General features: G+C 69.6%; 17 protein-coding genes. 6 read left to right on the top strand and 11 right to left on the bottom strand.

The window, feature by feature from the left end:
• Window positions 1-25: 25 nt before the first annotated feature.
• Window positions 26-883, bottom strand: a complete 858-nt coding sequence (locus JOF29_RS24490; protein ID WP_209696807.1) for an imine reductase family protein — start codon at window positions 881-883, stop codon at window positions 26-28.
• A gap of 42 nt (window positions 884-925) precedes the next feature.
• On the opposite strand from JOF29_RS24490, the gene JOF29_RS24485 reads away from it, so the two are divergent.
• Window positions 926-3,739: an ATP-binding protein gene (locus tag JOF29_RS24485; RefSeq protein ID WP_209696806.1), complete on the top strand. Its 2,814-nt coding sequence runs from the start codon at window positions 926-928 to the stop codon at window positions 3,737-3,739.
• Here the strand turns inward: JOF29_RS24485 and JOF29_RS24480 are convergent.
• From JOF29_RS24480 to JOF29_RS24460, 5 genes are all read right to left on the bottom strand, one after another.
• On the bottom strand, window positions 3,717-4,670 hold the full coding sequence (locus tag JOF29_RS24480) for an ABC transporter substrate-binding protein (RefSeq protein ID WP_209696805.1): 954 nt from the start codon (window positions 4,668-4,670) through the stop codon (window positions 3,717-3,719). The two genes, JOF29_RS24485 and JOF29_RS24480, sit on opposite strands and share 23 nt — an antisense overlap.
• Window positions 4,667-6,613 (bottom strand): ABC transporter permease, encoded by a 1,947-nt coding sequence (locus JOF29_RS24475; RefSeq protein WP_209696804.1) that lies wholly within the window; start codon window positions 6,611-6,613, stop codon window positions 4,667-4,669. The genes JOF29_RS24480 and JOF29_RS24475 overlap by 4 nt, the downstream gene beginning before the upstream one ends.
• Complete coding sequence (locus tag JOF29_RS24470; RefSeq protein WP_209696803.1) at window positions 6,613-7,671, bottom strand: quaternary amine ABC transporter ATP-binding protein; 1,059 nt, start codon at window positions 7,669-7,671, stop codon at window positions 6,613-6,615. The genes JOF29_RS24475 and JOF29_RS24470 overlap by 1 nt, the downstream gene beginning before the upstream one ends.
• A gap of 205 nt (window positions 7,672-7,876) precedes the next feature.
• Window positions 7,877-8,335: a group II truncated hemoglobin gene (locus JOF29_RS24465; RefSeq protein WP_209696802.1), complete on the bottom strand. Its 459-nt coding sequence runs from the start codon at window positions 8,333-8,335 to the stop codon at window positions 7,877-7,879.
• A gap of 12 nt (window positions 8,336-8,347) precedes the next feature.
• A complete protein-coding gene (locus JOF29_RS24460; RefSeq protein ID WP_209696801.1) occupies window positions 8,348-9,247 on the bottom strand; it encodes an aminoglycoside phosphotransferase family protein in 900 nt (299 codons plus the stop codon).
• Between the two features lie 37 nt (window positions 9,248-9,284).
• Between JOF29_RS24460 and JOF29_RS24455 the strand changes: the two genes are divergently transcribed.
• The 3 genes from JOF29_RS24455 (at window position 9,285) to JOF29_RS24445 (ending at window position 10,933) form a co-directional block, all read left to right on the top strand.
• Window positions 9,285-9,992, top strand: coding sequence for a hypothetical protein (locus JOF29_RS24455; RefSeq protein WP_209696800.1), 708 nt, complete (start codon window positions 9,285-9,287; stop codon window positions 9,990-9,992).
• A 20-nt stretch (window positions 9,993-10,012) separates the two neighbouring features.
• Complete coding sequence (locus JOF29_RS24450) at window positions 10,013-10,177, top strand: antitoxin VbhA family protein (RefSeq protein ID WP_209696799.1); 165 nt, start codon at window positions 10,013-10,015, stop codon at window positions 10,175-10,177.
• 180 nt (window positions 10,178-10,357) lie between these two features.
• Window positions 10,358-10,933, top strand: coding sequence for a Fic/DOC family protein (locus JOF29_RS24445; RefSeq protein WP_209696798.1), 576 nt, complete (start codon window positions 10,358-10,360; stop codon window positions 10,931-10,933).
• A gap of 65 nt (window positions 10,934-10,998) precedes the next feature.
• Here JOF29_RS24445 and JOF29_RS45520 read toward each other — a convergent pair whose 3' ends face one another.
• Both JOF29_RS45520 and JOF29_RS24435 read right to left on the bottom strand, forming a co-directional pair.
• Complete coding sequence (locus JOF29_RS45520; protein WP_209696797.1) at window positions 10,999-11,826, bottom strand: siderophore-interacting protein; 828 nt, start codon at window positions 11,824-11,826, stop codon at window positions 10,999-11,001.
• Window positions 11,827-11,886: 60 nt separating this feature from the next.
• Complete coding sequence (locus JOF29_RS24435; protein WP_209696796.1) at window positions 11,887-12,933, bottom strand: hypothetical protein; 1,047 nt, start codon at window positions 12,931-12,933, stop codon at window positions 11,887-11,889.
• Window positions 12,934-13,114: 181 nt separating this feature from the next.
• On the opposite strand from JOF29_RS24435, the gene JOF29_RS24430 reads away from it, so the two are divergent.
• The gene (locus JOF29_RS24430; RefSeq protein WP_209696795.1) at window positions 13,115-15,760 is read left to right on the top strand and encodes a hypothetical protein; all 2,646 of its coding nucleotides are present in this window, start codon (window positions 13,115-13,117) and stop codon (window positions 15,758-15,760) included.
• Window positions 15,761-15,802: 42 nt separating this feature from the next.
• Here the strand turns inward: JOF29_RS24430 and JOF29_RS24425 are convergent, their stop codons facing one another.
• Window positions 15,803-16,924 carry an endonuclease gene (locus JOF29_RS24425; protein WP_307863647.1) on the bottom strand — a complete coding sequence of 374 codons (1,122 nt, stop codon included), beginning with the start codon at window positions 16,922-16,924 and terminating at the stop codon, window positions 15,803-15,805.
• 266 nt (window positions 16,925-17,190) lie between these two features.
• The gene (locus JOF29_RS24420; RefSeq protein WP_209696793.1) at window positions 17,191-18,000 is read right to left on the bottom strand and encodes a PrsW family glutamic-type intramembrane protease; all 810 of its coding nucleotides are present in this window, start codon (window positions 17,998-18,000) and stop codon (window positions 17,191-17,193) included.
• A 131-nt stretch (window positions 18,001-18,131) separates the two neighbouring features.
• Between JOF29_RS24420 and JOF29_RS24415 the strand changes: the two genes are divergently transcribed.
• Entirely contained in the window at window positions 18,132-21,743 is a 3,612-nt protein-coding gene (locus JOF29_RS24415) for a S8 family serine peptidase (protein ID WP_209696792.1), read from the top strand.
• Between the two features lie 57 nt (window positions 21,744-21,800).
• On the opposite strand, the gene JOF29_RS24410 is transcribed toward JOF29_RS24415, so the two are convergent.
• Window positions 21,801-22,775 (bottom strand): helix-turn-helix domain-containing protein, encoded by a 975-nt coding sequence (locus JOF29_RS24410; RefSeq protein ID WP_209696791.1) that lies wholly within the window; start codon window positions 22,773-22,775, stop codon window positions 21,801-21,803.
• Window positions 22,776-23,072 lie beyond the last annotated feature (297 nt).

Here is a 23,072-nt window from a genome sequence, read left to right as displayed (position 1 = left end):
CCCGTGTGTACAAGCTCAAGCTGACTTACGGCTTCCTGATCAGCTCGGCCAGAGCGCTCAGGCCGTTGGCTCCGTACCCGGCCGCGTCGGCGCGGGCGAACAACGCGGCGACTGCACCTGGCACGGTCGCGTCGAGGCCTGCGTCGGTGAAGGCCTGGACGACGTGCTCGGAACCGATGGCCTGCATGTGGAGATTGTTCTCGCCGCCCGGGTACTCACCGGAGTCGAGCTGGGTGGTCAGAATGCGCAGGAAGCCCATCGGGCCTTCTTGGGTCAGGTCGGTGAGCATGGCCGCGACGTACGGACGCAACTGCTCGGCGCCTCCGACCAGGGAGGCGGAGTAGAAGTAGCTGATCAACGTCGTCCAGAAGATGTTCAGCATGGCCTGGTAGTAGAGCATCGCCAGGCCGGGGTCGGTGCCGATGTGGTCGACGCGGCCCAGGACCTCCAGGGTGCTGCGGTGAGCCTCGACTGCTTCCGTGGGTCCGGCGTAGAACGCGTACGCGCCGGGCTGCCCGATCCCCGGCGGCGGGACCATGATGCCGCCGGTCACCAGCGTGCCCCCGCGCTCGGCGACCCAGGCGGCCGCCTCCCGCAGGCGGTCCGGGCTGTCCGAGCTGAGGTTGACCAGCACGCGTCCGCGCAGGTCCGCGCCGGCCAGCGACTCGAACATCGCCGGGTAGTCGACCTGACTGATCACCACCACCGCGCTGGCAGCCACCGCCTCGGCCGCCGTCGCTGCCGGCGCCGCGCCCAGCCCGTCCGCCTTGCCGGGCGTCCGGTTCCAGACGGTGGTCGCGTGCCCGGCAGCGACGTACGTCCTGGCCATCGTGGACCCCATCGCGCCCAGCCCGATCACTGTCACTGCTTCTCGTGAACTCATGCAGCCGATCCTGGAAGAACACGCTACGGGTTTACTACGGGTATGTACTTCGGGGTGCTCGGTCCGCTGATCGTGCGGACGGACGCCGGCGAACCGGTCGCCGTACCCGACACGAAGGTCCGGATCCTGCTCCTGGACCTGCTGGCGAACCTGGGTACGCCGGTCAGCGCGGACCGGCTGATCGAGGACCTGTGGGGGTCGCGCCCGCCGCGGAACGCGACCGGGACGTTGCAGGCGCGGGTGTCCCAGCTACGGTCGGCGCTGGAGCGTGCGGAGCCCGGCTCGCGAGCGCTGGTGCAGCACGGTCCGGCCGGGTACACGCTGGACACGGAGGTTGTCGACAGCAACATCTTCGAGGAGTACGTGCAGGCCGGTCGCCGACGGGATGCGCTCGGGCTGTGGCGAGGTCAGCCGTACGTCGATGTCCGGGATCACGAGTTCGCCCGAGCGCCACGCGAGCACCTGGAAGACCTGTACCTGACGGCGCTCGAACACGGCGACGACGTACTGCAGCGGACGACCGCGCTCATCCGGCAACGCCCGCTCGACGAACGGCTGCACGCCGTACACCTCAAGGCGCTTTACCGCGCGGGACGGCAGCACGAGGCGCTCAGCGCGTACGCCGAGCTGCGAGAAGCCCTGTCCGAGGAACTCGGCGCCGACCCCGGCCCGGAACTGACCGCCCTCCACCAGGCGATCCTCCGCCATGACCCGTCCCTGCAACACTCCCCGACGCTGCCCGCGCCGCTCAACGGGCTCGTCGGTCGGGCGGAGCTGTTGGCGGAAGTGGAGGAGCAGCTTGGGGGTAACCGGCTGCTGACGTTGGTTGGCGTCGGTGGGGTTGGCAAGACTCGGTTGGCGCTGGAGGTGGGATGGAGGGGCGGGAACGCGCGGATGGTGGAGCTGGCATCGGTACAGCAGGGGGACGTGCTGGAGGCGCTCGCCACCGCACTCGAGCTACGCGATGAGGCCGGTGACCTCCTCCCACGGCTGGTCGATTCGCTGCGCGCTCGGGAGATTCTGCTCATCTTGGACAACTGCGAGCACTTGGAGCTGGCAGCCCTTGTGCAAGGCCTGCTCGCGGCCGCGCCGGGGGTTCGGGTGCTGGCGACCAGTCGTGAACCGCTCGGGGTGTCTGGTGAGCACGTGCTCGAAGTGTCCCCGCTGACACCAGCAGCCGCGGCTGAGCTGCTCAGAGCGCGCGCAGGCGTCACCGAAGACGTCACCGCGATCTGCGACCGGCTCGACGGGATCCCGCTCGCGCTGGAGCTGGCCGCGACCCGTGTCCGCGCGCTGGGCGTCCAAGGACTCGCAGAACGCCTCGACGACCGCTTCCGGTTGCTGGCCGGTGGCAAGGCCGGCCCGGAACGTCAGCGCACGCTCCGCGCCACCATCGACTGGAGCTGGGACCTGCTGGCGGACGACGAGCGCCAGATGCTCCGGAGCCTCGCAGTACACGCCGGCACGTTCTCCCTGGACGCAGCAGCGCACGTCAGCGAGCTACCGGAGCACCTCCTGCTGGCACTCGTCGACAAGTCGCTCGTGGTCGCAACAGCCGGCCGCTACCACCTCCTGGAGTCCATAGCGGCGTACAGCCTCGAACGGCTGACAGAGGCCGGCGACGAGGCGACGCTGCGGCGAAGGCACGCCACCTACTACCTCACGCTCGCACAGCAGGCCGAGCTGCGCGGCGAACGCCAACGTGAGTGGCTCCAGCGCCTCGACCAGGAGGTGGCGAACTTCCGTCTCCTCCCGCCGTCCCTCGAGCTGGCGAACGCCCTTGCCTGGTACTGGTACCTCCGCGGCCGCTACGGCGAGGCCCGCCGTACCCTCGCCGCCGCGCTCGACCTCCCCGGCCAACCGCCCGCGCTCCGCGCGCAGGCCGCCGTCTGGCTTGCCGGCATGACCGCAACCGACGCGTACGGCACCGACGTCGCCACCGCCGGCGACCGCGCTCTCGCAGCGGTCGGCAACGACCCGCACGCGCTGTGGTTCCTCACCATGACTCGCTGGGCGTACGGCGACCCCGTAGTACTCATGCAGCGCATCGACCGGGCCATCGTGCTCTTCACCGAGCAGGGCGACCGGTGGGGCCTGGCCGCCGCGCTGAGCACCCGCGCACAGCTCAACATCGTGCACGCGGACCTGCAGGCGATGCAGCGGGACAGCCGCCGCAGCCTGGAGCTGTTCGACGAACTCGACGACGACTGGGGCCGGCTGCAGGCGACGTACGCGCTGATCGTGGCCGCCGAGATCAGCGGCGACTACCCGACCGCCACGACGTACCTCGAGGATGCGGTCCGGCACGCGAAGGACCTCGGGCTGTGGACAGAGGTCTCGTTCCGTACGGCGGGACTCGGCCGGATCGCGATGCTGACCGGCGACTACGCCCGCGCCGACGAACTGCACGAACAGGCCCGCCGGCTGGCGGTCGAGCAGTCGAACAAGTCCGCCGAGGAGTACGCCGAGGTCGGGCTCGGCCTGTCCGCACGCCGCCAGGGCCGCCTCGACGACGCCGAGCGGCACTTCACCAAGTGGCTCGGCTGGCTCGAGCAGGTCGGCGGGACGCCGGGGATCGGGTTCATCCACAACCAGCTCGGCTTCATCGCAGAACAGCGCGGCGACCTCGAGACCGCCCGTACGCTGCACGAACGCGGTCTCGAACTCGCGCGCCAGGTCGGTGACGACCGGGCGATCGCGCTGGCCCTCGAAGGGCTGGCGGGCGCGACCGAGGATCCCGGCCGCGCCCTGTCACTGCTGGCCGACGCGGAAACGCTGCGCCAGCAGGTCGGCGTACCGCTGCCGCCCGCCGAGCGTTTCGATGTGGAGAGAACTATCTCCCGAGCCAGGCGTTGACCTTGGGCTGGTTGTCCTTGACCCACTTCTCGGCGGCCTGGTCCGGGGTCAGCTTGTCGACCGCGATCATCCGCGCGACCGTGTTCTGGTCCTCGTTCGTCCACTTGAAGTTCTTCACCAGGTCGTACGCCGGGCTGCCGGAGCCGGCGAACTTCTTCGAGACGATCTTGTCCAGGTCGTACGGCGGGTAGTCGCAGGCGACCTTCGCCGGGACCGCGTCGCAGCCGGCCTTGTACGTCGGCAGGTTGATCTTCACCAGCTTGACCTCGTTGAAGAACCACTGCGGCTCGTAGAAGTACGCGAGCAGCGGCTTCTTGTTCTTCTCCGCGTCCCGGAACGCCTGGATCAGCGCGGTCTCGCTGCCGCTCTGCACGACCTTGTAGTTCAGCGACAGGTTCTTCACCAGCGCCTCGTCGTTGGTCACGTACGACGGGTCGCCGTCGAGCAGTTGTCCCTTGCCGCCGGACTCCGACGTCTTGAACAGGCCGGCGTACTTGTTCAGGCTCTTCCAGTCGGTGATGTCCGGGTACTTGGCGGCCATCCACGGCGGCACGTACCAGCCGATCACGCCCTTGACCCCGGTGGAACCGGCCTCGACCGCGACCTTGTCGTCGGTGATGTACTTCTTCTTCAGGTCCTCGTGGCCCCAGTTCTCCAGGTTCACGTCCACCTCGCCGGTGGCGAAGCCCTGCCAGGCGACCTGCTCGGCCAGGTTCTTCTCCACGACCTTGCAGCCGAGGTCCTTGGTCGCCACGTAGGACACCACGGCCGCGTTCGCCGCGTACCCGACCCACGGGCTGACGGTCAGGTTGAACGAGCCGCACTCCTTGCCACCGGCAGCCGGCTTGTCCTCACCAACCTTCTGCCCACCGCATCCGGCCACCGCCAATGCGACAGCTATCAGAACACCGGCGTACCGGAGCTTCTTCACCGCTTGTCTCCTTCATAGTTGTGGGTACGGCGGGCCGCCGCCTGTGTCACTCGATCGAGCAACACACCCAGAAGAACAATCGCCAAGCCGGCCGCGAGCCCCTTGCCGTACAGGTCGCTCTGCGCGAACCCCGCGGACACGTCGTACCCGAGTGCGCCCGCGCCGACGAGGCCGCCGCAGACGACCATCGACAACACATAGATCAGCCCCTGGTTGACCGCGAGCGTGATCGCCCGCCGGGCCACCGGCAGCTGCACCTTGCTGATCACCTGCCAGCTGCTGGAACCGACCGAGTTCGCCGCCTCGACGGTCGCGACCGGGACGGCCCTGATGCCATCGGCAACGATCTTGGTGGTGACCGGGACCGCGAACACGACTGCCGCCGCGATCGCGGTGAACCGGCTGGTGCCGAACAGCGCGAGGAACGGCACGAGGTACACGAACGGCGGCATCGTCTGGCCGGCGTCCAGCACCGGCCGGATCCAGATGTCGACCCGCCGGTTCCGCCCGGCCCACACGCCCAGCGCGAGTCCGGCCACCACGACCACGACAGTCGCGAGCAACGTCGACGCCAGCGTGACCATGCTGTCGTGCCACACCCCGGTCGCGACCAGCAGACCCAAGCAAACCGCTGCGGGAACGGCTCCCCGCCACCCGCCCAGCACCGCGGCCAGCGCGACGACGAAGACGCTGACCAGCCACCACGGCGATCCCGTCAGCAACCCTTCGAGCGGGTTGAGCAGGCCGACCGTCACCGCGTCGCGTACGCCGTACGTGAAGCCGCCGAACACGTCCTGGACCCACGTCGTCACGCCCGAGGCGACCGACGCGATCCACGAGCCCACGTTCACGCCCGACGGGAACTCCGCCGCCCACACGTAGGTCCGCGAGAACCAGATCGCCACCAGTACGCCGGCCGCGCCCGCGCCGAGCAGCACCTTCCTCCGAACACTCGCCGTCCGCCAGGGCCGGTCGCCCGCCGCCGTCGTCACCCGGTCGAGGACGATCGCGAGGACGACGATCGCGAGGCCGGCGTTGAACGCGACGCCGACGTCCAGCGTCTGCAGCGCCTTCAGCACGGTCTGGCCGAGGCCCGGCGCGTCGATCAGCGCGGCCACGGTCACCATCGAGAGCGCGGCCATGATCGTCTGGTTGATGCCGACCACAACGGTCGAGCGCGACATTGGCAGCAGCACCTTGAGCAGCGTCTGACCGCGGGTCGAGCCGAGCGAGCGGGCCGCCTCGACACTCTCCGGCGGCACCGAGCGGATCGCGTGCGCGGTCAGCCGGACCGCGGGCGGCGCCGCGTAGATCAGGGTGGCGATCGTCGCCGCGGCCGGCCCGATCGCGAAGAACAGCGTCAGCGGGGCGAGGTAGACGAACGTCGGCAGCGTCTGCATCAGGTCGAGGACCAGCGTCGCGACCTTGAACGCGCGATCCGACAACCCCGCCCAGATCCCGAGCGGGATCGCCACCAGCAACGACAGCAGCACCGCCGCGATGGTCAGCGCGAGCGTGTCCATGCTCTGCTGCCACAGCCCCTGCGACCCGACGAACCCCAGCCCGGCGGCCGTCAGCACGGCGACCTTCCAGTTGCCGAACGCCCAGGCGCAGTACGCCGCGATCGCGATCACGCCCAGCCAGCCGATCACCGGCACCGGGCGGTCGAACGACGGCTGCGAGATCACGTCCTGCAGCAGCACCACGATCTGGTCGACGGCGACCCGGATCGCGCCGAAGAACCCGTTGCCCTGGCCGACGGCGTCGCGGTGCTCGGTCAGCCACCGGTGCAGCGCGGTCGTGTCCTGGCCGCCGAGGACGAGCGTGTCGATCCCGCGCAGCACGAAGTACGCCGCGACCCAGACGACCAGCAGTACGCCGACAACCACTCCGCGGCGGGGCCGCCGTACCTCGATCTCGACGGAGCCGGTGATCGACGCCATCAGTTCGTGTCCGCGACGACGGCGAGGATCTCCTCGTCGCCGATGAGCCCGAGCAGCGTGCCGTTGTCCACGACCTTGACCGGGCGGTTCGACTCCAGCACCAGCCGGGTCGCTTCCCGGACCAGTACGTCGGGACCAAGCTCCGGCCCGTCCAGCGGCTCGTCCGGGTGCGGGTCGCGGGCGATCCAGCGCAGTGTGAGGACGTCGGCCCGCGGTACGTCGCGGACGAACTCGCGGACGTAGTCGTCGGCCGGCGCACCGACCAGCTCGTCACCGGTACCGAGCTGCACCGCGGCGCCGTCGCGCATCAGCAGGATCCGGTCGCCGAGCTTCAGCGCCTCGGACAGGTCGTGGGTGACGAACACCATCGTCTTGCCGACCTCTCGGTGCAGCCGGACCACCTCGGTCTGCATCTCCCGGCGGATCAGCGGGTCGAGCGCGGAGAACGGCTCGTCGAACAGCAGCACGTCGGGGTCGTTCGCCAGCGCCCGCGCCAGGCCGACCCGCTGCTGCATGCCGCCCGACAGCTGCTCGGGGTACAGGTGCTCGTTGCCGGCCAGGCCGACCAGGTCGATGACCTCCTGGGCGCGCCGGCGCCGGTCGGGCCTGCTCTCGCCGCGGATCTCCAGGCCGTACGAGACGTTGTCGATCACCTTGCGGTGCGGGAGCAGCCCGAAGTGCTGGAAGACCATCGAGAACTTGCTCCGCCGGAGTGCGCGCAACCGCTTCTCGTCGGCCGCGCGCAGGTCCTCGCCCTCGAAGGTGAGCCGCCCGGCGGTCGGCTCGATCAGCCGGGTCAGGCAGCGGACCAGCGTCGACTTGCCCGATCCGGACAGGCCCATCACGACGAACACCTCGCCGGGCGCCACGTCGAAGCTCAGGTCGCGGACCGCCGCCGTACACCCGGTCTTCGCGTACAGCTCCGTCCGGTCCAGCCTGGCCAGGTCGGACCGGTGCGGCACCCGCTGCGCCTTCGGGCCGAACACCTTCCACAGCCCCTGCACGGACAGCAGCGCATCGGAATCCTGTACGTCGGGGTACTCGAGCTGAGCGGTCACAGGTAAACCCTCGCATCCCCGCCGGCGGACACTAGCTGAACCGCGACTGTATCCAACCCGTAGGTCCCCGGCGCGCGCCCGGGTGTCCGCCACCTCAGCACCCCCTCCCGCGACCACCGATCTATGCCATCTTTGTGCACCTGTCGACCATTTCCGGAGCGGAAAACTGGTTGGTGCGTGCACAAAGATGGCCGTGATGGGACGGTTAGGGTTGGTACGGCGGGGCCTCGCCCCAGCCCCAGTGGGGGACCGGGGCCTGGGGGGGCGGGGTTGCGCCGGGTTGTGAGTTCGCCAGCGCGATCCTTGTTCCCCACTCGATGTACGCGACGAACGCCGAGCGGAACTCCGGGTCGTCGGGGAGGCCCGCCGGGTCCGCACTGGCAGCGATCAGCGCCGCCCAGCGAGACCGCTGCTCCTCGGTCAGCCCGAGGTTCAGGTGGTGCGCCAGCATCGCCGGGTAGCCGCCGAACTCGTCGGTGTACCGGCTGGGCCCGCGGAACACCTCGCCGAGCCAGATCGCCACGTGCTCGCGGTGGTTCTCGCTCATGTGCGCGAAGACCGGTGCGAGGATCGGGTCCTCGAGCACCTGGTCGTAGAACACGTCGGTCAGCCGGCGGAGCGCATCGTGCCCACCCGCCCAGTCGTACAGCGTCGGAGTCGTCACGTAATCATGTAATCACGAGAACAGGGCACCGGCTACCGCCGCTAGCTCGTCCTCGATCCGGGTGTCGCCGTCCTCGGTGAACCAGAGCACGTTCTGCAGGATCCTCCCCGCGGTCCACCCCAGCGCCCGGTCCCGCTCGATCCCGGTCACGTCCAGCATCAGCTGGAACCGATCCCGGATCGCCTGCGAGAGATCACCCGTGGCCACCAGGTCGTCCCACCGGTTCCACACCGCGGGCATCAGCTCGAACGCCGGATCACCGGCCAGCGGCTTCGGGTCGATCGCCAGCCACGGCTGCCGCTCCGCCGCCATCACGTTGTAGTAGTGCAGATCCCAGTGCAGCAGGCGGTCGCCGGACTCCGGCAGTAGCTCCTTCACCATCGCGACGAAGCGCCAGGTCAACGCCTGCTCGGCCGGATCCGCCAGCTGCGGGATCAGGCGCGGCGCGTCGTCGATCATCCCGGCCGCGATGTCCGCGAGCTTCCGGACACCCGGCGGCGCGGGGACGACCATCAGCCGGCTCAGGATCCCGGCGAGGATCCGCGTGGCCTCGACGTGATCGGGGTGGTCGTCGAGGGTCCGCGGCTTGAGCCGCTCGAGCAGGATGGTGGAGGTTTCCGGGTCGTCCTCGAGGACCTCGACGACGTCGTCGTGATTCCACGTCCGGAGCGCGAGCGCCTCGCTCTCGCTCTCGTCGTTCACCGACTGCAGCTTGAGCATCGCCGCCGTCCCGTCCCGGCGTACGACGGGGACGATCAGCGACGCCTCGCCGCTCAGCAGTTCGCCGTCGACGGTCAGCTCCCACTCGCCGACGTACCGCTCGACGGCCCCGGGCAGGCTGTCCAGCCAGTCGGACGCCTTCGCGCGGTGATTCCGGATGAGCCTCGCGGGAATCTCGATCACCCGATGCACAGTAGGTGCTCGCCCGGGGATGTGCTTGGGTTTTCCCGTGGAGAGCAGGCATCAGCGGGTGCAGCGGATCGTGGCGGCGACATACTTGGGGATCCCGGTCCTGTTGCTGATCGTCGTCGCGGTGATCGCGTCACGCGGTACGGCGGCCGCGTGGATCGGCTGCGTCGTACCGGTGGCGATGCTGGCGCTGGGGTTCGTGCTACGCCGCCGGCATCGGTACCAACCGCGCTGGTGGACGGGCGTCGCCGGGCTGTTCGGCGGGCTGACCGGCTTGATGGTGACGTTGTTCCCGCTGGCGGTCGGGGTGTGGTGGCCGGTCGTACTCGCTGTGCCCGGGCTGATCGTCGGCATCGTCGCCGGCCTCGCCCTCGCCCGTACGGCGGACCGCGCGCTGCTCGTCCCGTTCGACCCGGAGCTGGCGGGTACGCCGTACGAACTCGTCTTCCGTCTCCGCGGGATCCCGCTGGCCGCGGTACTCGTCGGCGCCGACTCGGTCACCGTCCAGTCGCACCCGATCCCCCGCGCCGAACACCAGTCCCGCAGCTACCCGCTGACCGCAGTCACCGGCACCCACGAGTTCTCCCTCTCAGGCGCCGAACGCCTCAAGTTCCCGATCGCGGTAACCCACGCAGTTGCCACCCCCGGCCCCGCCGTCATCCTCCAGGCCAACGGCGAAGACTGGGTCCTCCCCACCAACCAGGCGAGCACCCTCATCGACATCCTCACGGCCCGCCGCAGCCACTGACTTTTCGTACAATTGGGACCGTGCCCGAGGAACTGGACGTCGAGAAGCGCTGGCCGGAGCTCTTCACTTCGCTCGGCGACGACCAACGACGCGCCGTCGTACAGTCACTCGCCAACGCCTGGCACGAGGGCTGGGAGCCGAACCGCGAGGACGTCGAAACCTGGTCGTCCGGGCCCTCGGCCTGATCGACAAGGACGAGTACCTCCGCCGAGCCCACGCCGCCGCCCGCCGCCGCGCCGCCGGGCAGGACTGAGCCGCCCACGATGGCACAGGATCCGTACGTCTACCCGCCCCCGCACCAGGACCCTTCAGAACAAGTTCGGCGAGCGCGACAAGGAAACCCTGAAGGCCTGGAGTACGCCGTTGTGGCGGACCGCCAGCGCGAACTGGAGTCGGGTGAGGCGGACATTCCGCGAACGTACGACGCGCGTCACCTGCGCGCGGTTCACGCGTACCTCTTCCAGGACGTCTACGAGTGGGCCGGCCAGACGCGGCAGACCGAGCTGTACAAGGGTCACCCAGGCGGTTTCGCACCGCCGGGGCAGGTCGACCGTTACCTGGACGACGCCGCCAAGCTGATCGAGTCCGCCGAGTGGGCGTCGATGAGCCAGCGGGAGTTCGGGGAGAACGCGGCGAAGGTGTACGCGTACGTGAACCAGGCGCATCCGTTCCGGGAGGGCAACGGGCGGGCGGCCAAGCTGTTCATGCAGCACGTCGCCGAGCTCTCGCCGTACCGCCTCGACTCCACCCAAGGACGAGGTCAGCGCGTCTTGCCGTTTTTGCGGCTTGAGGTTTTGCTGGAGCTGAGCCGGCGCCGCAGGTCCGGGGTGCCTTCGACGCGCACCGGTCCGTCACCGGCCTCGGCCACGAAGGGCTCCGCAGGATCTCCTCGGTCGCCGTGGATGGCTTCCAGCGCTGCCCGCTGTTCGCGGGAGAGATGAGGGTCGTTCATCGCTTCTCCTCTGCTAGGCACAACCGATGGTCGCACCGCGCAGGTTCAGCGGAGCTAGTTGTTCGCTGTTTCTTCGCGCTTCCTGGTGTCGGCTTTTTCGGCTTGCCAGCCGTCTTCGTTCTTGCCGAGGCGCCAGTAGCCGGAAAGGGAGACGCGGTCGCGGGGGAGGGCGCGGTCCTGGAAGAGGTTCTTGCGGATGCGGAAGACGAAGCCGGCCTCGCCGTGGACGAAGATGTGCGGGGTGCCGGGCGGGAAGTCGAGCGACTCGACGGCGGACGCCAGCGCGTCGCCGCGAGGAGCGTCCGCGGTCCGGTGGAGCCACTGGACGTCGACGTCGGCCGAGCTGCCGAACTTCTGCTGCTCGGTCTCGTCCGCGACCTCGACGAGGACCGTGGCCCGCGTACCCGGGGCCAGCTGCTCGACGGCTGCGCCGATCGCCGGGAGCGCGCTCTCGTCGCCGACGAGCAGGTGCCAGTCGGCGGCCTCGTCCGGCGTGTAGCCACCGCCCGGGCCGTTGAACCACAGCACGTCACCGGGTTGCGCCGACGCCGCCCACGGGCCCGCGACACCCTCGTCGCCGTGGTGCACGAAGTCGATCGTCAGCTCGCGGGTCGCCTCGTCCCAGCTGCGGACGGTGTACGTGCGCATCGTCGGCCACTGGTCGCTCGGGTACGTCTCCCGCACCACGCCCATGTCCAGCGGCTCGGGGTACTCGACGCCGGCCTTGCCGAACAGCAGCTTCACGTACGCGTCGGTGCAGCCGTTGCCGGCGAAGTCGTCGGAGGTCAGCACGACCCGGATCATGTGCGGCGTGATCCGCTCGGTCCGCTGGACGACGGCACGCTTGCAGACGCGGTTACGACGGGGTGCGGGGCTGGGCACGCGACCACTTTCCTCTCGGGCGGATAAGTAAGGTCACCCTAACCCATCCGCCCAACCCGGCTACGTACCCCGGATCGAGAAGGCCTTGCTGAACGCGGCGATCGAGTTGCAGGGCGGGACGTACGACCGGTACGGGATGCTGCCCTTGTACGCCGGTTGTGCGTTCACCGTGTAGCGCCCGGACGAGCGGACCTGCCCGGTGCTGACGGTCCGCCACTGGGTCGCGCCGTACAACCGCTGCAGGTACACCTTGCAGCCCGCCGCCACCGTGTGCACCGCACCGTTGACCGGCACGATGGCGCCCACCGGCGCGCTGGTCCGCGACGGCACCGCGGTCACCGTCGGCTTGGAGACCGGGCGGGACACGAAGAACGACAGCCAGCCAGTGGTGTTCGGATTGCCCGGGAGCAGCAGGCAGTTGAGGTAGTCGCCAAGGGACCCCGGGTACGACTTGGTGACCACGCCGTTGACGTCGGTCAAGTCGGTGTGGCCCGGCCCCATGTACTCGACGCAGAGGTTGTCGTTCTCCAGCGCGACCCGGACCCGGGTGCCGTACGGCTTGCCGGTCTGCGCGTCGGTGACGGCCCACTTGATCGTGTACGGCTTGTTGCGCGGCACGACCTTCGGGGTCACCGAGGCGGTGATCCTCGGCTGGTGCGTGCCGGTGACCGTGAGCGTCGGACCGGAGTACGGCGTCGGGGTCGTCATACTCCCGCTGCCCGGGAAGAACGGGCCTGTCTGAGCGCCGGTCACCTTGAAGGTGCCGTTCGCCGTCGACGGGACCAGTACCGACCCGCTCCAAGTGCCGGCGGCCTGGTTGCGGACGAGGTTGGTCGACAACAGCGACGGGTCCATCCCGGTGCCGCCGGTGCGTTCCAGGACCACGTTCAGGGTCGTCGTCGGCTCGGGCGCATACGAACCTGTGACCGTGACGGTGACCGGAACCGTGTTCAGGCCGCTGACGGCGACGGCAGTCTTGTTCAGCGTGATCGAGGTGATCTTCAGATCCGGATCGGGGTCGGCGTGCGCTGCCAGCGGCGCGGTCGCGAACCCCAGTCCCAGCAGCGGTACCGCGAGCATCGCGGTCAGCACTCGGTTGATTCGCATATGACTGAGAGTGGCAGCGCGGCCCCCGGCTTCCAACCGTTTCGCGCCAGGAGTGCACGATCGGGCCGCCGCGAATAGACCACTTGCCCTGGACGCGGATTCAACTTCCGGGAGCCGACTGTTAACCCGTAGGTAACTCACCGACAGTGTCGGGGACGGCTACGATCCGCAGGCTGTTCCAATGAGCCAGGTCCGGGGGGTCGACCGTGTCACGCGCACCGACCGGCTCGGCAATCCGATCTCGCTCGGCCACGCCCTGCCGGAGAGCAAGGCGATCCTGTTCACCGGCCCGCCGGGGATGGGCAAGAGCACGGAACTCGACCGTGCGGAGGACCTGGCCGCGCAGCACGGCTGGACCACGATCCGGATGTCCGCGTCCGCGAACATCCCGATCGAGCACCACCTGACCGGAGCTGTCCGGAACAGCCTGGACACGCTCGACCGGCGGTTCCGTCGGCGGCCGCCGACGACCGGCTTCGGCAGGATGCTGGCCCGGTTCCGTCCCGACCCGCTCAGTAACCTCCGCAAGACCGTCAACGACCTGACCCGCAGCGGCCGCAAGACCCGGGTCGGGGTCGAGACCCGGGTAGGCGGCGGCCCGGTCCAGGTGATCCACAAGACCGAGCAGGACACCACGGCGTACGACAAGCTCGGCACCACGCTGAACGACTTCGCCGACGAGCTCGGCAAGCTGACCGAGATCGACAACAAGCCGATCCTGCTGCTGGTCGACAACATCGACAAGGCGGAGGAGCCGGACCGGGCCGGCCTGAACGAGCTGGCGATCCACATCGAAGGGCTGGACCGTCCGGTCTGGCTGATCGCGGCCGGCGGCTCGATGTCGACCAGCAGCCTGATGGTGGCCTCCCGGCGGATGTCCGGGATCGCCACCACGACGTCGAACCAGTTCGACATCCGCGAACTCGAACCGGTCGCGGACGAGCAGCTCTGGCCGGCCGTCACCAAGCCGCTGGAGGCGGCCGGCATTCCGTACGACGACATCGCGATCCAGAACCTGCTCGCCGCAGCGAACGGCCACCCCGCGCGGATCCGCAACTTCTGCAACGCCGCCGTCGCGTACCGGGACCAGGAGCAGGGCATCACCGTGCTGACGGCCGCCCGGGCGATCGCCCACGTGAACGCGGACGCGGCACAGATGTACCAGGACGTGTGGGACCAGAAGGACACCACCGCCGCGCAGAAGGACCTGCTCGCCCGGGTCGCCGCCGAGGGTTCGGACGGCCTCTCGATGCCGGCCGTCACGCAGGCCGCCGGCCCCGGAGCCTGGCAGCCGCTCGACGAGGCCCGGCAGGACCTGGTCGCCCGAGGCCTGCTCCGCGAGCACGACGGCTCCGTCGTCACGATCCCCGACCACGGGTTCCGGGACTGGCTGAACGACTATCTCGGCCAGACCCCGAAGCCACCGGCCGAGCAGCCGCTGCTGCCGGCGTCTGCCCGGTCGGGCGCGCTCGCACCCGCGCATCCGACCGGCAAGCTCGAGCGCACCAACGAGGTGTTCGGGTCCGCCGCGAAGCTCGTCCACCAGGTCGACCGGAAGGACGAACGGGGCCGGCCGATCTCGCTCGACCAGCGGGTTCCCCGCGGTACGTCGGTGCTGTTCACCGGCCCGCCCGGATCGGGGACCAGCCAGGAGCTGAACCGGACCAAGAAGCTCGCCGACCAGGAGGGCTGGATCTCGATCCGGCTGGACGCCACCCGGCGGGAGCCCATCGAGGCCCGGGTGATCCGCGCCCTGCAGAGCCAGCTGGGGACCTTCGAGGCACGCTTCCCGCCCGGCGAGGTGAACCAGCTGAAGAAGCTGGTGAACGGGCTGGCGATCCGGACCCAGAACCGGATGCACACCGCGCAGGCGCGGTTCGGCTGGCCGTCGGTGTTCCAGGTCGGCGTTCACCGGTCCTGGGAGGGCGTCGCCCGAGACTCGGTCGGCGCGACGCTGAACGACGTGGCCGCGCAGCTCGGCAAGATGGCCGCACCGACCGGCAAGCCGATCCTGCTGATGGTGGACAACCTGGACGCCGCCTCGAAGTCGGACCTGACCACACTGACCGATCTGTCGACGCACCTGCGCCGCGCCAAGAAGCCGCTGTTCCTGGTTGCCGCAGGCGGCGAGGAGGCCACCAGCCGGTTGCTCGAGGCATCGGGTGGGAAGGCCGGCAAGGAGACCATGGAGGCCGCCCGCTGGGACGTCCGCCGACTCACCCCGTTGAGTGCGGAGGAGCTGCGGCCGGCGTTGAGCCGCCCGCTGCAGGAGGCCGGCATCCGATGCACCCCGCAGGCGGTCGACCAGTTGCTCGCGGCGGCGAACGGCAACCCGAGCCGGTTGCGGACCCTGACCGGCGAGGCGCTCGACCTGGCCGGCCCGGACCAGACCCTCGCCGCGGAAACCGTCGGCACCGCGATCGAGCGGCACCAGATCCGTTCCCGGGTGCTGTACGACGCCGCGTGGTACAACTGCACGCCCGAGCAGAAGGACCTGCTGGCCAGGACCGCCTCGCACGGAGCGCAGGGGATACCGATCCCGGCCCGGTCCGGAGCCGATCCGGACCGCTGGTCGCTCGACGGCGCGGCGCAGAAGCTCGTCTCCAACGGTCTACTGACCCGGACCGGGCAGCAGATCAAGGTCGGCGACCCGGGCTTCCAGAAGTGGGTGCAGACCCGGATCGGGGTGGCCGCCGCCCAGTCCGGCGTCGTACAGGCCGCGCAGGTGAAGGCCGCCGTACCGACCGGGAAGGTCACCGCGACCGGTGAGCGGGCACCCGAGATCCGGACCACCGGCCAGAACCGGGACCTGCAGGCCAACAGGTAAGGGCCGCGCCTCCAGGAGACGCGGCCCTCGGGGTTCAGGACCTCACGGCCAGATCGAGCTGATCCACTCGGGGTGGTCGATGAACGGGTTCCGGTTGTGCTGGAACTGGCTGTAGATGACCTCGTTGCGGTTCTTCTCGAACGCGTCCGGCGGGTCGGCCGCCGCCCACGCCTTCAGCACCGAGAGCTTGCCGATGTACGGCGCGGTGCCGTTGCCGACCTTGTCGTCCAGCTCCAGGTTCGCGAACCCGTCGTCGCCCTCGTACCGGACGGCCATGTAGAAGATCATCCGGGCGACGTCGCCGCGGACCGCCGGGCGGGGCGCGAACGAGTCCGCGTCCGCCGTACAACCGGTGCACTGGGCAACCGCCGTACCGCCGTTGTCGAAGTCGAGGTTGCCGCGCGCCGAGTTCACCGAGACGTCCTCGGGCCGCAGGTGGTGGATATCGGTGCCGGGGCCGGTCGCGGTGCCGAAGTTGCCGTGCGACTTGGCCCAGACGTGCTCACGGTTCCAGTCGTCCACGCCGCTGCCCTGGCTGCTCTTCGGGATCGAGCGGCCGGAGTAGACCTCGATGACGTTGCTGCTGTTGTTCGGGTCCTGGTCGGTGACCTTGAGCGCGTCCCAGACCTGGTCGTAGGTGAGCTTGGTCTGCTGCGAGATGATCGTGTGCAGCGCGGATTTCAGCGCGGCACCGGTCTTGCCCGCGGCACCGGCGTAGTAGTCACCCGGATCCGGCCCGGGGTCCGGGGAGCCACCCCCGCCGGTGAAGGCGGTCGCGTTCTTCACTCCGGGATGCGAGAAGTACGCCGACAGCGCACCGGTGACGGTGATCTGCTGACCGAGCAGGCTCGGGTTGCTCTGCAGGCCGTACGACGCGCGGAACGAGGTCGGGATCTGCACGTAGAGCATCGACGACGTACTGGTCTGGGACGCCGAGTCGGCGAGCGCCAGTGCGTAGTCGTTCGGGAAGTTGCTGCGGACAACGGTGCTGGTCGCGGTCGGCTGCCCGACGACGTACCCGGTGACCGATGCGGTCGAGTTGTCCTGTTGGCCGATCGCGGTGGCGACGGTGATCGTGGTGGCGGCGTTCGACGGGGTGATGCCGAAGCCGAGGAGCGCTAGTACGGCGGTGACGAGCAGCGCCGGACGCAAGAGTCGTTGCACGGCTACTCCCAGGGGCGGTTGGGGACCGGGGACGCAGGTCAGTCTGCCCAGCTTCCCGGGCGACCTAACAAACACCAGGTGAAGAGTTGAACCGGTGGGGTGCTGAAGGAGTGAGTGTCGTTCAGCACCCCACCTGGGCAAGCGGGCCCCCATCAGGCCGTGACGTACCGCCGCAGCCTGCTCTGCCCACCTACCAGCGAGGTACCACTGGCGGGCGGCACCTCACCGACAAGGCGGCGTCGGGCGGACGCCGTTACGGACCGTACTCATTTCGACACGTCTTGTCCATACCCGAGGGCCGGTCGCTGGTCGGTGCGCTGGGCGCGCTTGAGGCCGTACAGCAGCAGACCGATCGAGATCGCGCCGACCACGGCGTACGTGATCCGGCCGCCGATGCCGTCCCAGATCGTGTGCAGGGCGACCGCCAGCACGTACATCCCGAGGAAACCGGCGAAGTGCCGGCCGGTCGGCGCGATCGCGAACCGCCACAGTCCCCAGCAGGTCAGACCGGTCCACGCGGCGTGCCCGGCCGGGGAGAGCAGGCCGCGGATGAACAGCGTCTGCTCCGCGGCGCCGACGTTCCCGCCGGACTGCAGCAGCGCGACGAACGCGTATCCCATGGTCTCCAGTACGGCGAACCCGGTGCCGACCGCGATCCCGATCACGATCCCGCCGCCGATCGAGACCCGGTACCGATGTCCGAAGAACACCACCAGGACCGCCGGTACGACGAGCTTGGCCGCCTCCTCGATCAGGCCCACCCCGACCATCGGCAGCGTCCCGAGCCGGCGCATGGCGTCGTACTCGAGCAGGCCGGCCACCACCACGCCGACCACGCCGCCGAACAGCAGGCAGCCGCCGAGCGTCGGCCCGTCGATCAGCCACCGCCCGGACCGGCCGGCCGCGAACGTCACGAACGTCAGCGGGACCACGAGCGCGCCGAGCAGGATCATCGTCGGGAACAGATTCGGATTCCCGGTGTCGGTGAGCACCACCAGCACAGCGAGGTACAACCCGGCGCCGACCACCAACGTGCCGACCCATGCCCACCTGCGTACGAGTTGCTGTGCGGTCATGGCCCGATGCTGCCGGATCTGGCGTGTCTGCGACATGGCGCAGGGACGGCAGTGATGGACAGGGCGGATTTCCGTGACCTGATTGCAAACTCTGTCCGAAGGCTGTTCGGCCGCCCGAAGGAGAATTGCCCATGTCCTCCCCCCGACGGATCGCCGCGCTGACCACAGCGGCGGTCCTTGCCCTCGGCGCGGCGACGGTGATCCCGGCCGCCGCCGCCCCGCCACCGTCCGCGAGCGGAACACCCGCCAAGACCTCCACGGTCACGCTGATCACCGGTGACGTCGTCGAAGTGACCGACGCCGGCGGTGGCCGGAAGGCCGCCACCGTGCACCCGGCCGCGGGCCGCGAAGGCGTCTCGTTCCACACCGTCGAGGCCGACGGCGGCCTGCGGGTGCTGCCGAGCGACGCCGTCCCGTACATCTCCACCGGCGTCCTGGACGCGAACCTGTTCGACGTCGACGAGCTGATCGCGGACGGGTACGGCGAATCCGCCGACCTCCCGCTGATCGTCAAGGACACGCCCGGACTCCGGGCAGCGCAGAACCTGACCGGTACGACGACCACCCGGCAGCTGCCGTCGATCGGCGGCCGCGCCGTCGAGGCCGCGAAGGACCAGCTCCCGGCGCTGTGGAAATCGCTGAAGCCCGCCGACGGTCAACGGAGCCTGGCCAGCGGCGTCACCAAAATCTGGCTGGACGGCAAGGTCAAGCCTGTACTGGACAAGAGCGTCCCGCAGATCGGTGCCCCGGACGCCTGGAAGGCCGGCTACGAGGGGTCCGGGGTCGAGGTCGCCGTACTGGACACCGGCATCGACGCGACGCACCCGGATCTGCAGGGCAAGGTCAAGGAGAGCCAGGACTTCTCCGGCAGCCCGAGCGGTACCGAGGACCACTTCGGCCACGGTACGCACGTGGCCGCGACGATCGCCGGCACCGGTGCGGGCGCCGGCGGTACCCGCAAGGGCGTCGCGCCGAAGGCCGACCTGCTGATCGGCAAGGTGCTCGGCGACGACGGGTACGGCTACGACTCCTGGATCATCTCCGGGATGGAGTGGGCCGCCAATCAGGGCGCGAAGGTCGTCAACATGAGCCTCGGCGGCGACGCCACCGACGGCACCGACCCGCTCAGCCAGGCGGTCAACGACATCACCGCACAGACCGGCACGCTGTTCGTGGTTGCGGCCGGCAACGAGGGCCGGGACGAGTCGGTCGGTACGCCGGGCGCTGCCGCCGCCGCGCTGACCGTCGGCGCCGTCGACCGGCAGGACAAGCTTGCCGACTTCTCCAGCCGCGGGCCTCGCCTCGGCGACTCGGGCCTGAAGCCGGAGATCACCGCGCCCGGCGTCGGCATCATCGCCGCCCGGGCCGCCGGCACCGTGATGGGCGACCCGGTCGACGAGCTCTACACGGCCGCCTCCGGTACGTCGATGGCAACGCCGCACGTCGCCGGTGCCGCCGCGCTCCTCGCCCAGCAGCACCCGGACTGGAAGGCCGACCAGCTGAAGAACGCGCTGGTCAGTACGGCGAAGACGCAGCCGGACCAGACCGTCTACCAGCAGGGCGCCGGTCGCGTCGACCTGACTCGCGCCGTCGCGCAGAAGGTGACCGCGAGCGGGGTCGCGGACTTCGGTCTGCAGACCACGACCGACCCGACGACCCGGACCATCACGTACCGGAACGACGCCGACAACGCGGTCACGCTGAACCTCGCCGCCCAGATCACGAACCTGGACAGCGGCAAGCCGACGACCGCCGGCTTCACGGTCCCCGGCACGGTGACGGTGCCCGCGCACGGCACCGCCGACGTACCGCTGGCGCTGGACCCGGCGCAGGTCGGCCGCGGGCAGTACAGCGGCTGGGTCGTCGCCACCGGGCCTGACGGCGTCGTCACCCACACCGCGGTCGGCACGCTCCGGTCCGGGCCGAAGCACAAGGTCACGTTCCGCGCCGTCGACATGGACGGCAAGCCGACCGGTGTCCCGGTGTTCTCGCTGTACGGCGACAACTCGCGGTCCGACGTACTGGCATGGCTCCGCGACGGTCAGACGTACACCGCCGAGGTCGAAGAGGGCACCTACCTGATGCACGCGCTGGTCGAGCACAACGACCCGCAGAACGAGCAGGCCAGCCTGGTCACCGATCCGGACGTCGTGATCAACAAGGACACCGACATCGTCATCGACGCCCGGAAGGCGGTGCCGATCACGATCGAGACACCGAAACCGTCCGAGCAGCAGGCGGTGCTCAGCTATTACGTCCACCGGGTCTACGGCAACGGCCGGTCGATCGCGCACGGTGTCATGCACTTCAGCACGGTCCAGAAGGTCAACGTGACACCGACCAAGCCGGTCAAGGACGGCACCTTCGAGTTCTCCTCCCGCTGGCAACTGGTCGCGCCGATGGTGCAGGCGTCCGTGCCCGGCGTACCCGGGCCGCTGGACATCAACCTGCTCGGCCAGTCACCGGCGTACGACGGGAAGAAGCGGTTCCGGCTGGCGGCCTCGCTGCAGGACGCGAAGGGCGCGCTGGTCGTGCTGCCGTCGGACAGCGAGCGGGCGGAGATCGACGCGGCCGCGGCAGCCGGTGCGGCGGCGGTCGTCCTGATCCGGCCGGCCGACTGGACCGCGTGGACGGTGTGGCGCCCGACCGGTGACCGGCTGCCGATCCCGGCGATGGTGACGACGGTCAAGGACGGCCAGAAGCTCCTCGACCGGGCCAAGCGCGGCGGCGCCTCGATCGACCTGACGCTGACCACCTCCAGCCCGTACCTGTACGACGTACAGCAGGTGTCGACCGGCGCGATCCCGGCGAAGATCGATTACAAGGTGACCCCCGCGAACAGCGCCCGGATCACCACGCGGTACGCCGACAACGGCGGGTTCAACTGGGCCAAGGAGCAGCGGTTCGGCTGGCGCCCGTGGCAGGAGTACTCCTGGAACGACTCGCAGCGGTTCGTCGAGACGCCCAAGGTGCGAGAGGAGTGGGTGACCTCGGGTGACTCGCTCTGGCAGCACCGGGTGCACCATCTGTACACGTGGGACACCATGAACCCGCTCGGCGGCGGGATGACGTCGGTGCCGCAGAGCTACCGGTCGGCGAAGTCGGACGAGACGTGGTTCGGACCAGTGGTACGGCCGGCTGCCGCGCCTGGTGTGCCGTCGACCCGTACCGGTGACCGGCTGTCGCTCCGGATCCCGGCGTTCGTGGACGCGGACGGGCACTACACGCGCGGCGAGACGACGTCCGCGTCGGCGACGCTGTCCCGCGACGGGAAGGTCGTCGCCGACATGCCGAACGCGTGGGCGGACGTGATCACGACGAGCGCCGACGCGGCGTACAAGCTGGATCTGTCGACCGCACGCATCGACGAGGACGGCGAGTGGAACTGGGGGACGCGTACGCAGACCTCATGGGAGTTCCGCTCGTCCAAGCAACCGGAGGACAAGGCGGTCCCGCTCGCACTGCAGCAGATCGACTACAAGGTCCCGGTAGACCTGACCGGCCGGGTCGCCGCCCGTACCCACGTCATCGGCTTCGAGTCTCCTCGCGCCACCTCGCTCCAGGTCTGGTCCTCCTTCGACGAAGGCAAGACCTGGCAGAAACTCCTCACCGTCGGTGCCGCCGGCCACTACGTGGCGGTAGTCCCCAACGCCCACGACACCGTCTCCCTCAGGGTCGAAGCGACCGGCCCGAACGGCGCGAAGATCACCCAGACCGTGATCCGCGCCTACGGCATCAAGTAGCCCGCTTGCGTCCGAAGAACTGCGGGTGCGCACCCTCAGTTCTTCGGACGCAGCGGGTTAGATCCAGGCGCGTTTCGCCGCTTGGAAGGCGAGGCCGGTGCGGGTGTCGACGCCGGCGATGGACATCAGGCGATCGAGACGGCGCTGGACGGTACGGCGACTGATGCCCAGCTGGTTGGCGATCGACTTGTCCGGCACGCCACCGACCAGCAACGAGAGCAGCAGCCGCTCCGAGTCGTCCAGCCCCTCCGTCTGCTCGGCGTCCTCCGGCTGCAGCCGGACCGGCGTCGCGAGCTCCCAGTAACTCTCGAAGAGCGCCAGCAACGCGTCCAGCAACTGTCCGCGGCTGATGATCGCGGCCGACGGCTCACCGATGCTCTCGTCGTCGCGCACCAGCGGGCAGATCGCCGTCCGCCGGTCGACGATCGCGATTCGCACGGGGAGCGTCGGTACGACCCGGGCCTCTTCGCCCCAGCTGACGCCCTCCGCGATCGAGTCCAGTTCGCCCGGGGTCTCGATCAGCGCCCGCTCGTAGATCGCCCGGTAGCGCACGCCGCGGGAGAGTGCGCCGTACTCCTCGGTGTTGTCGGCGCCCTGCATCGCCAGCGGGTTCGCGCGGCAGAACCAGAGGATCTCCTCGCGGGCCGAGTTCTGCAGGTCGCGCAGCCGTTCGCGGAGGGTGGTGGCGCCGATGATGACCTCGACCAGGTGGTGCGCGTCGCGGCGGCCGGCGCCGGCCCGGAACTCCTCGCTGAGCGCGGCCACCGTCTTCCGGGCGGCCTCGAGCGACTCCTGACGGCGGAGCAGCGTCGTACCGAACGCGACATCCGGCGGCAGCGGCCGGAACACCGGCTCATCGGCGGGCTGCACCGACACGAGCCCCTTCGCCTGCAACCGCTGCAGCACCTCGTCGGTCTCCTGCGGCGGCAGCTCGGCGACCTCGGCAAGCTCCGCGGCCCGCGCGGCGGACAGGCCGACCAGCAGCCGGTACGTGTGCTCCTCGTGCGCGTCGAGCAACGAACCGTCCTGCATGCACCCACCTAACAGCCTTACTCATCAGGAAGCGAGCGCTTTCCCAATGGCACTGAAGAGCCACGACCCATTCGTGCCATCACAGACCAGCTGAGCTCCCGTCACTTTCCAGTCAAGACGCCAGCGGAACTCGCCGCCCCAGATCGGGCTGGAGGGGTGGGTTTGCGAACAGCACTGCGCCAACCGCCCTGGAGAAGAGACCGATGATGACCATGACCGACTACGCCGGGATCGCCGGCCTGATCGCCGCGGCCGCCGTCGCGATCTGGATGCTGCGCAACCACCGCACCGTCGCCG

The sequence above is a fragment of the Kribbella aluminosa genome (assembly GCF_017876295.1).
GTDB classification, from domain to species: domain Bacteria; phylum Actinomycetota; class Actinomycetes; order Propionibacteriales; family Kribbellaceae; genus Kribbella; species Kribbella aluminosa.
The sequence above is the reverse complement of the archived record's forward strand: the minus strand, read 5'-3'. Positions and strand labels throughout refer to the sequence as shown.

Coding starts and splice junctions, on each gene's coding strand:
- JOF29_RS24490 (WP_209696807.1), bottom strand. CDS start 883: ATGAGTTCACGAGAAGCAGTGACAGTGATCGGGCTGGGCGCGATGGGG.
- JOF29_RS24485 (WP_209696806.1), top strand. CDS start 926: ATGTACTTCGGGGTGCTCGGTCCGCTGATCGTGCGGACGGACGCCGGC.
- JOF29_RS24475 (WP_209696804.1), bottom strand. CDS start 6,613: ATGGCGTCGATCACCGGCTCCGTCGAGATCGAGGTACGGCGGCCCCGC.
- JOF29_RS24435 (WP_209696796.1), bottom strand. CDS start 12,933: ATGCGAATCAACCGAGTGCTGACCGCGATGCTCGCGGTACCGCTGCTG.
- JOF29_RS24430 (WP_209696795.1), top strand. CDS start 13,115: ATGAGCCAGGTCCGGGGGGTCGACCGTGTCACGCGCACCGACCGGCTC.
- JOF29_RS24420 (WP_209696793.1), bottom strand. CDS start 18,000: ATGACCGCACAGCAACTCGTACGCAGGTGGGCATGGGTCGGCACGTTG.
- JOF29_RS24415 (WP_209696792.1), top strand. CDS start 18,132: ATGTCCTCCCCCCGACGGATCGCCGCGCTGACCACAGCGGCGGTCCTT.
- JOF29_RS24410 (WP_209696791.1), bottom strand. CDS start 22,775: ATGCAGGACGGTTCGTTGCTCGACGCGCACGAGGAGCACACGTACCGG.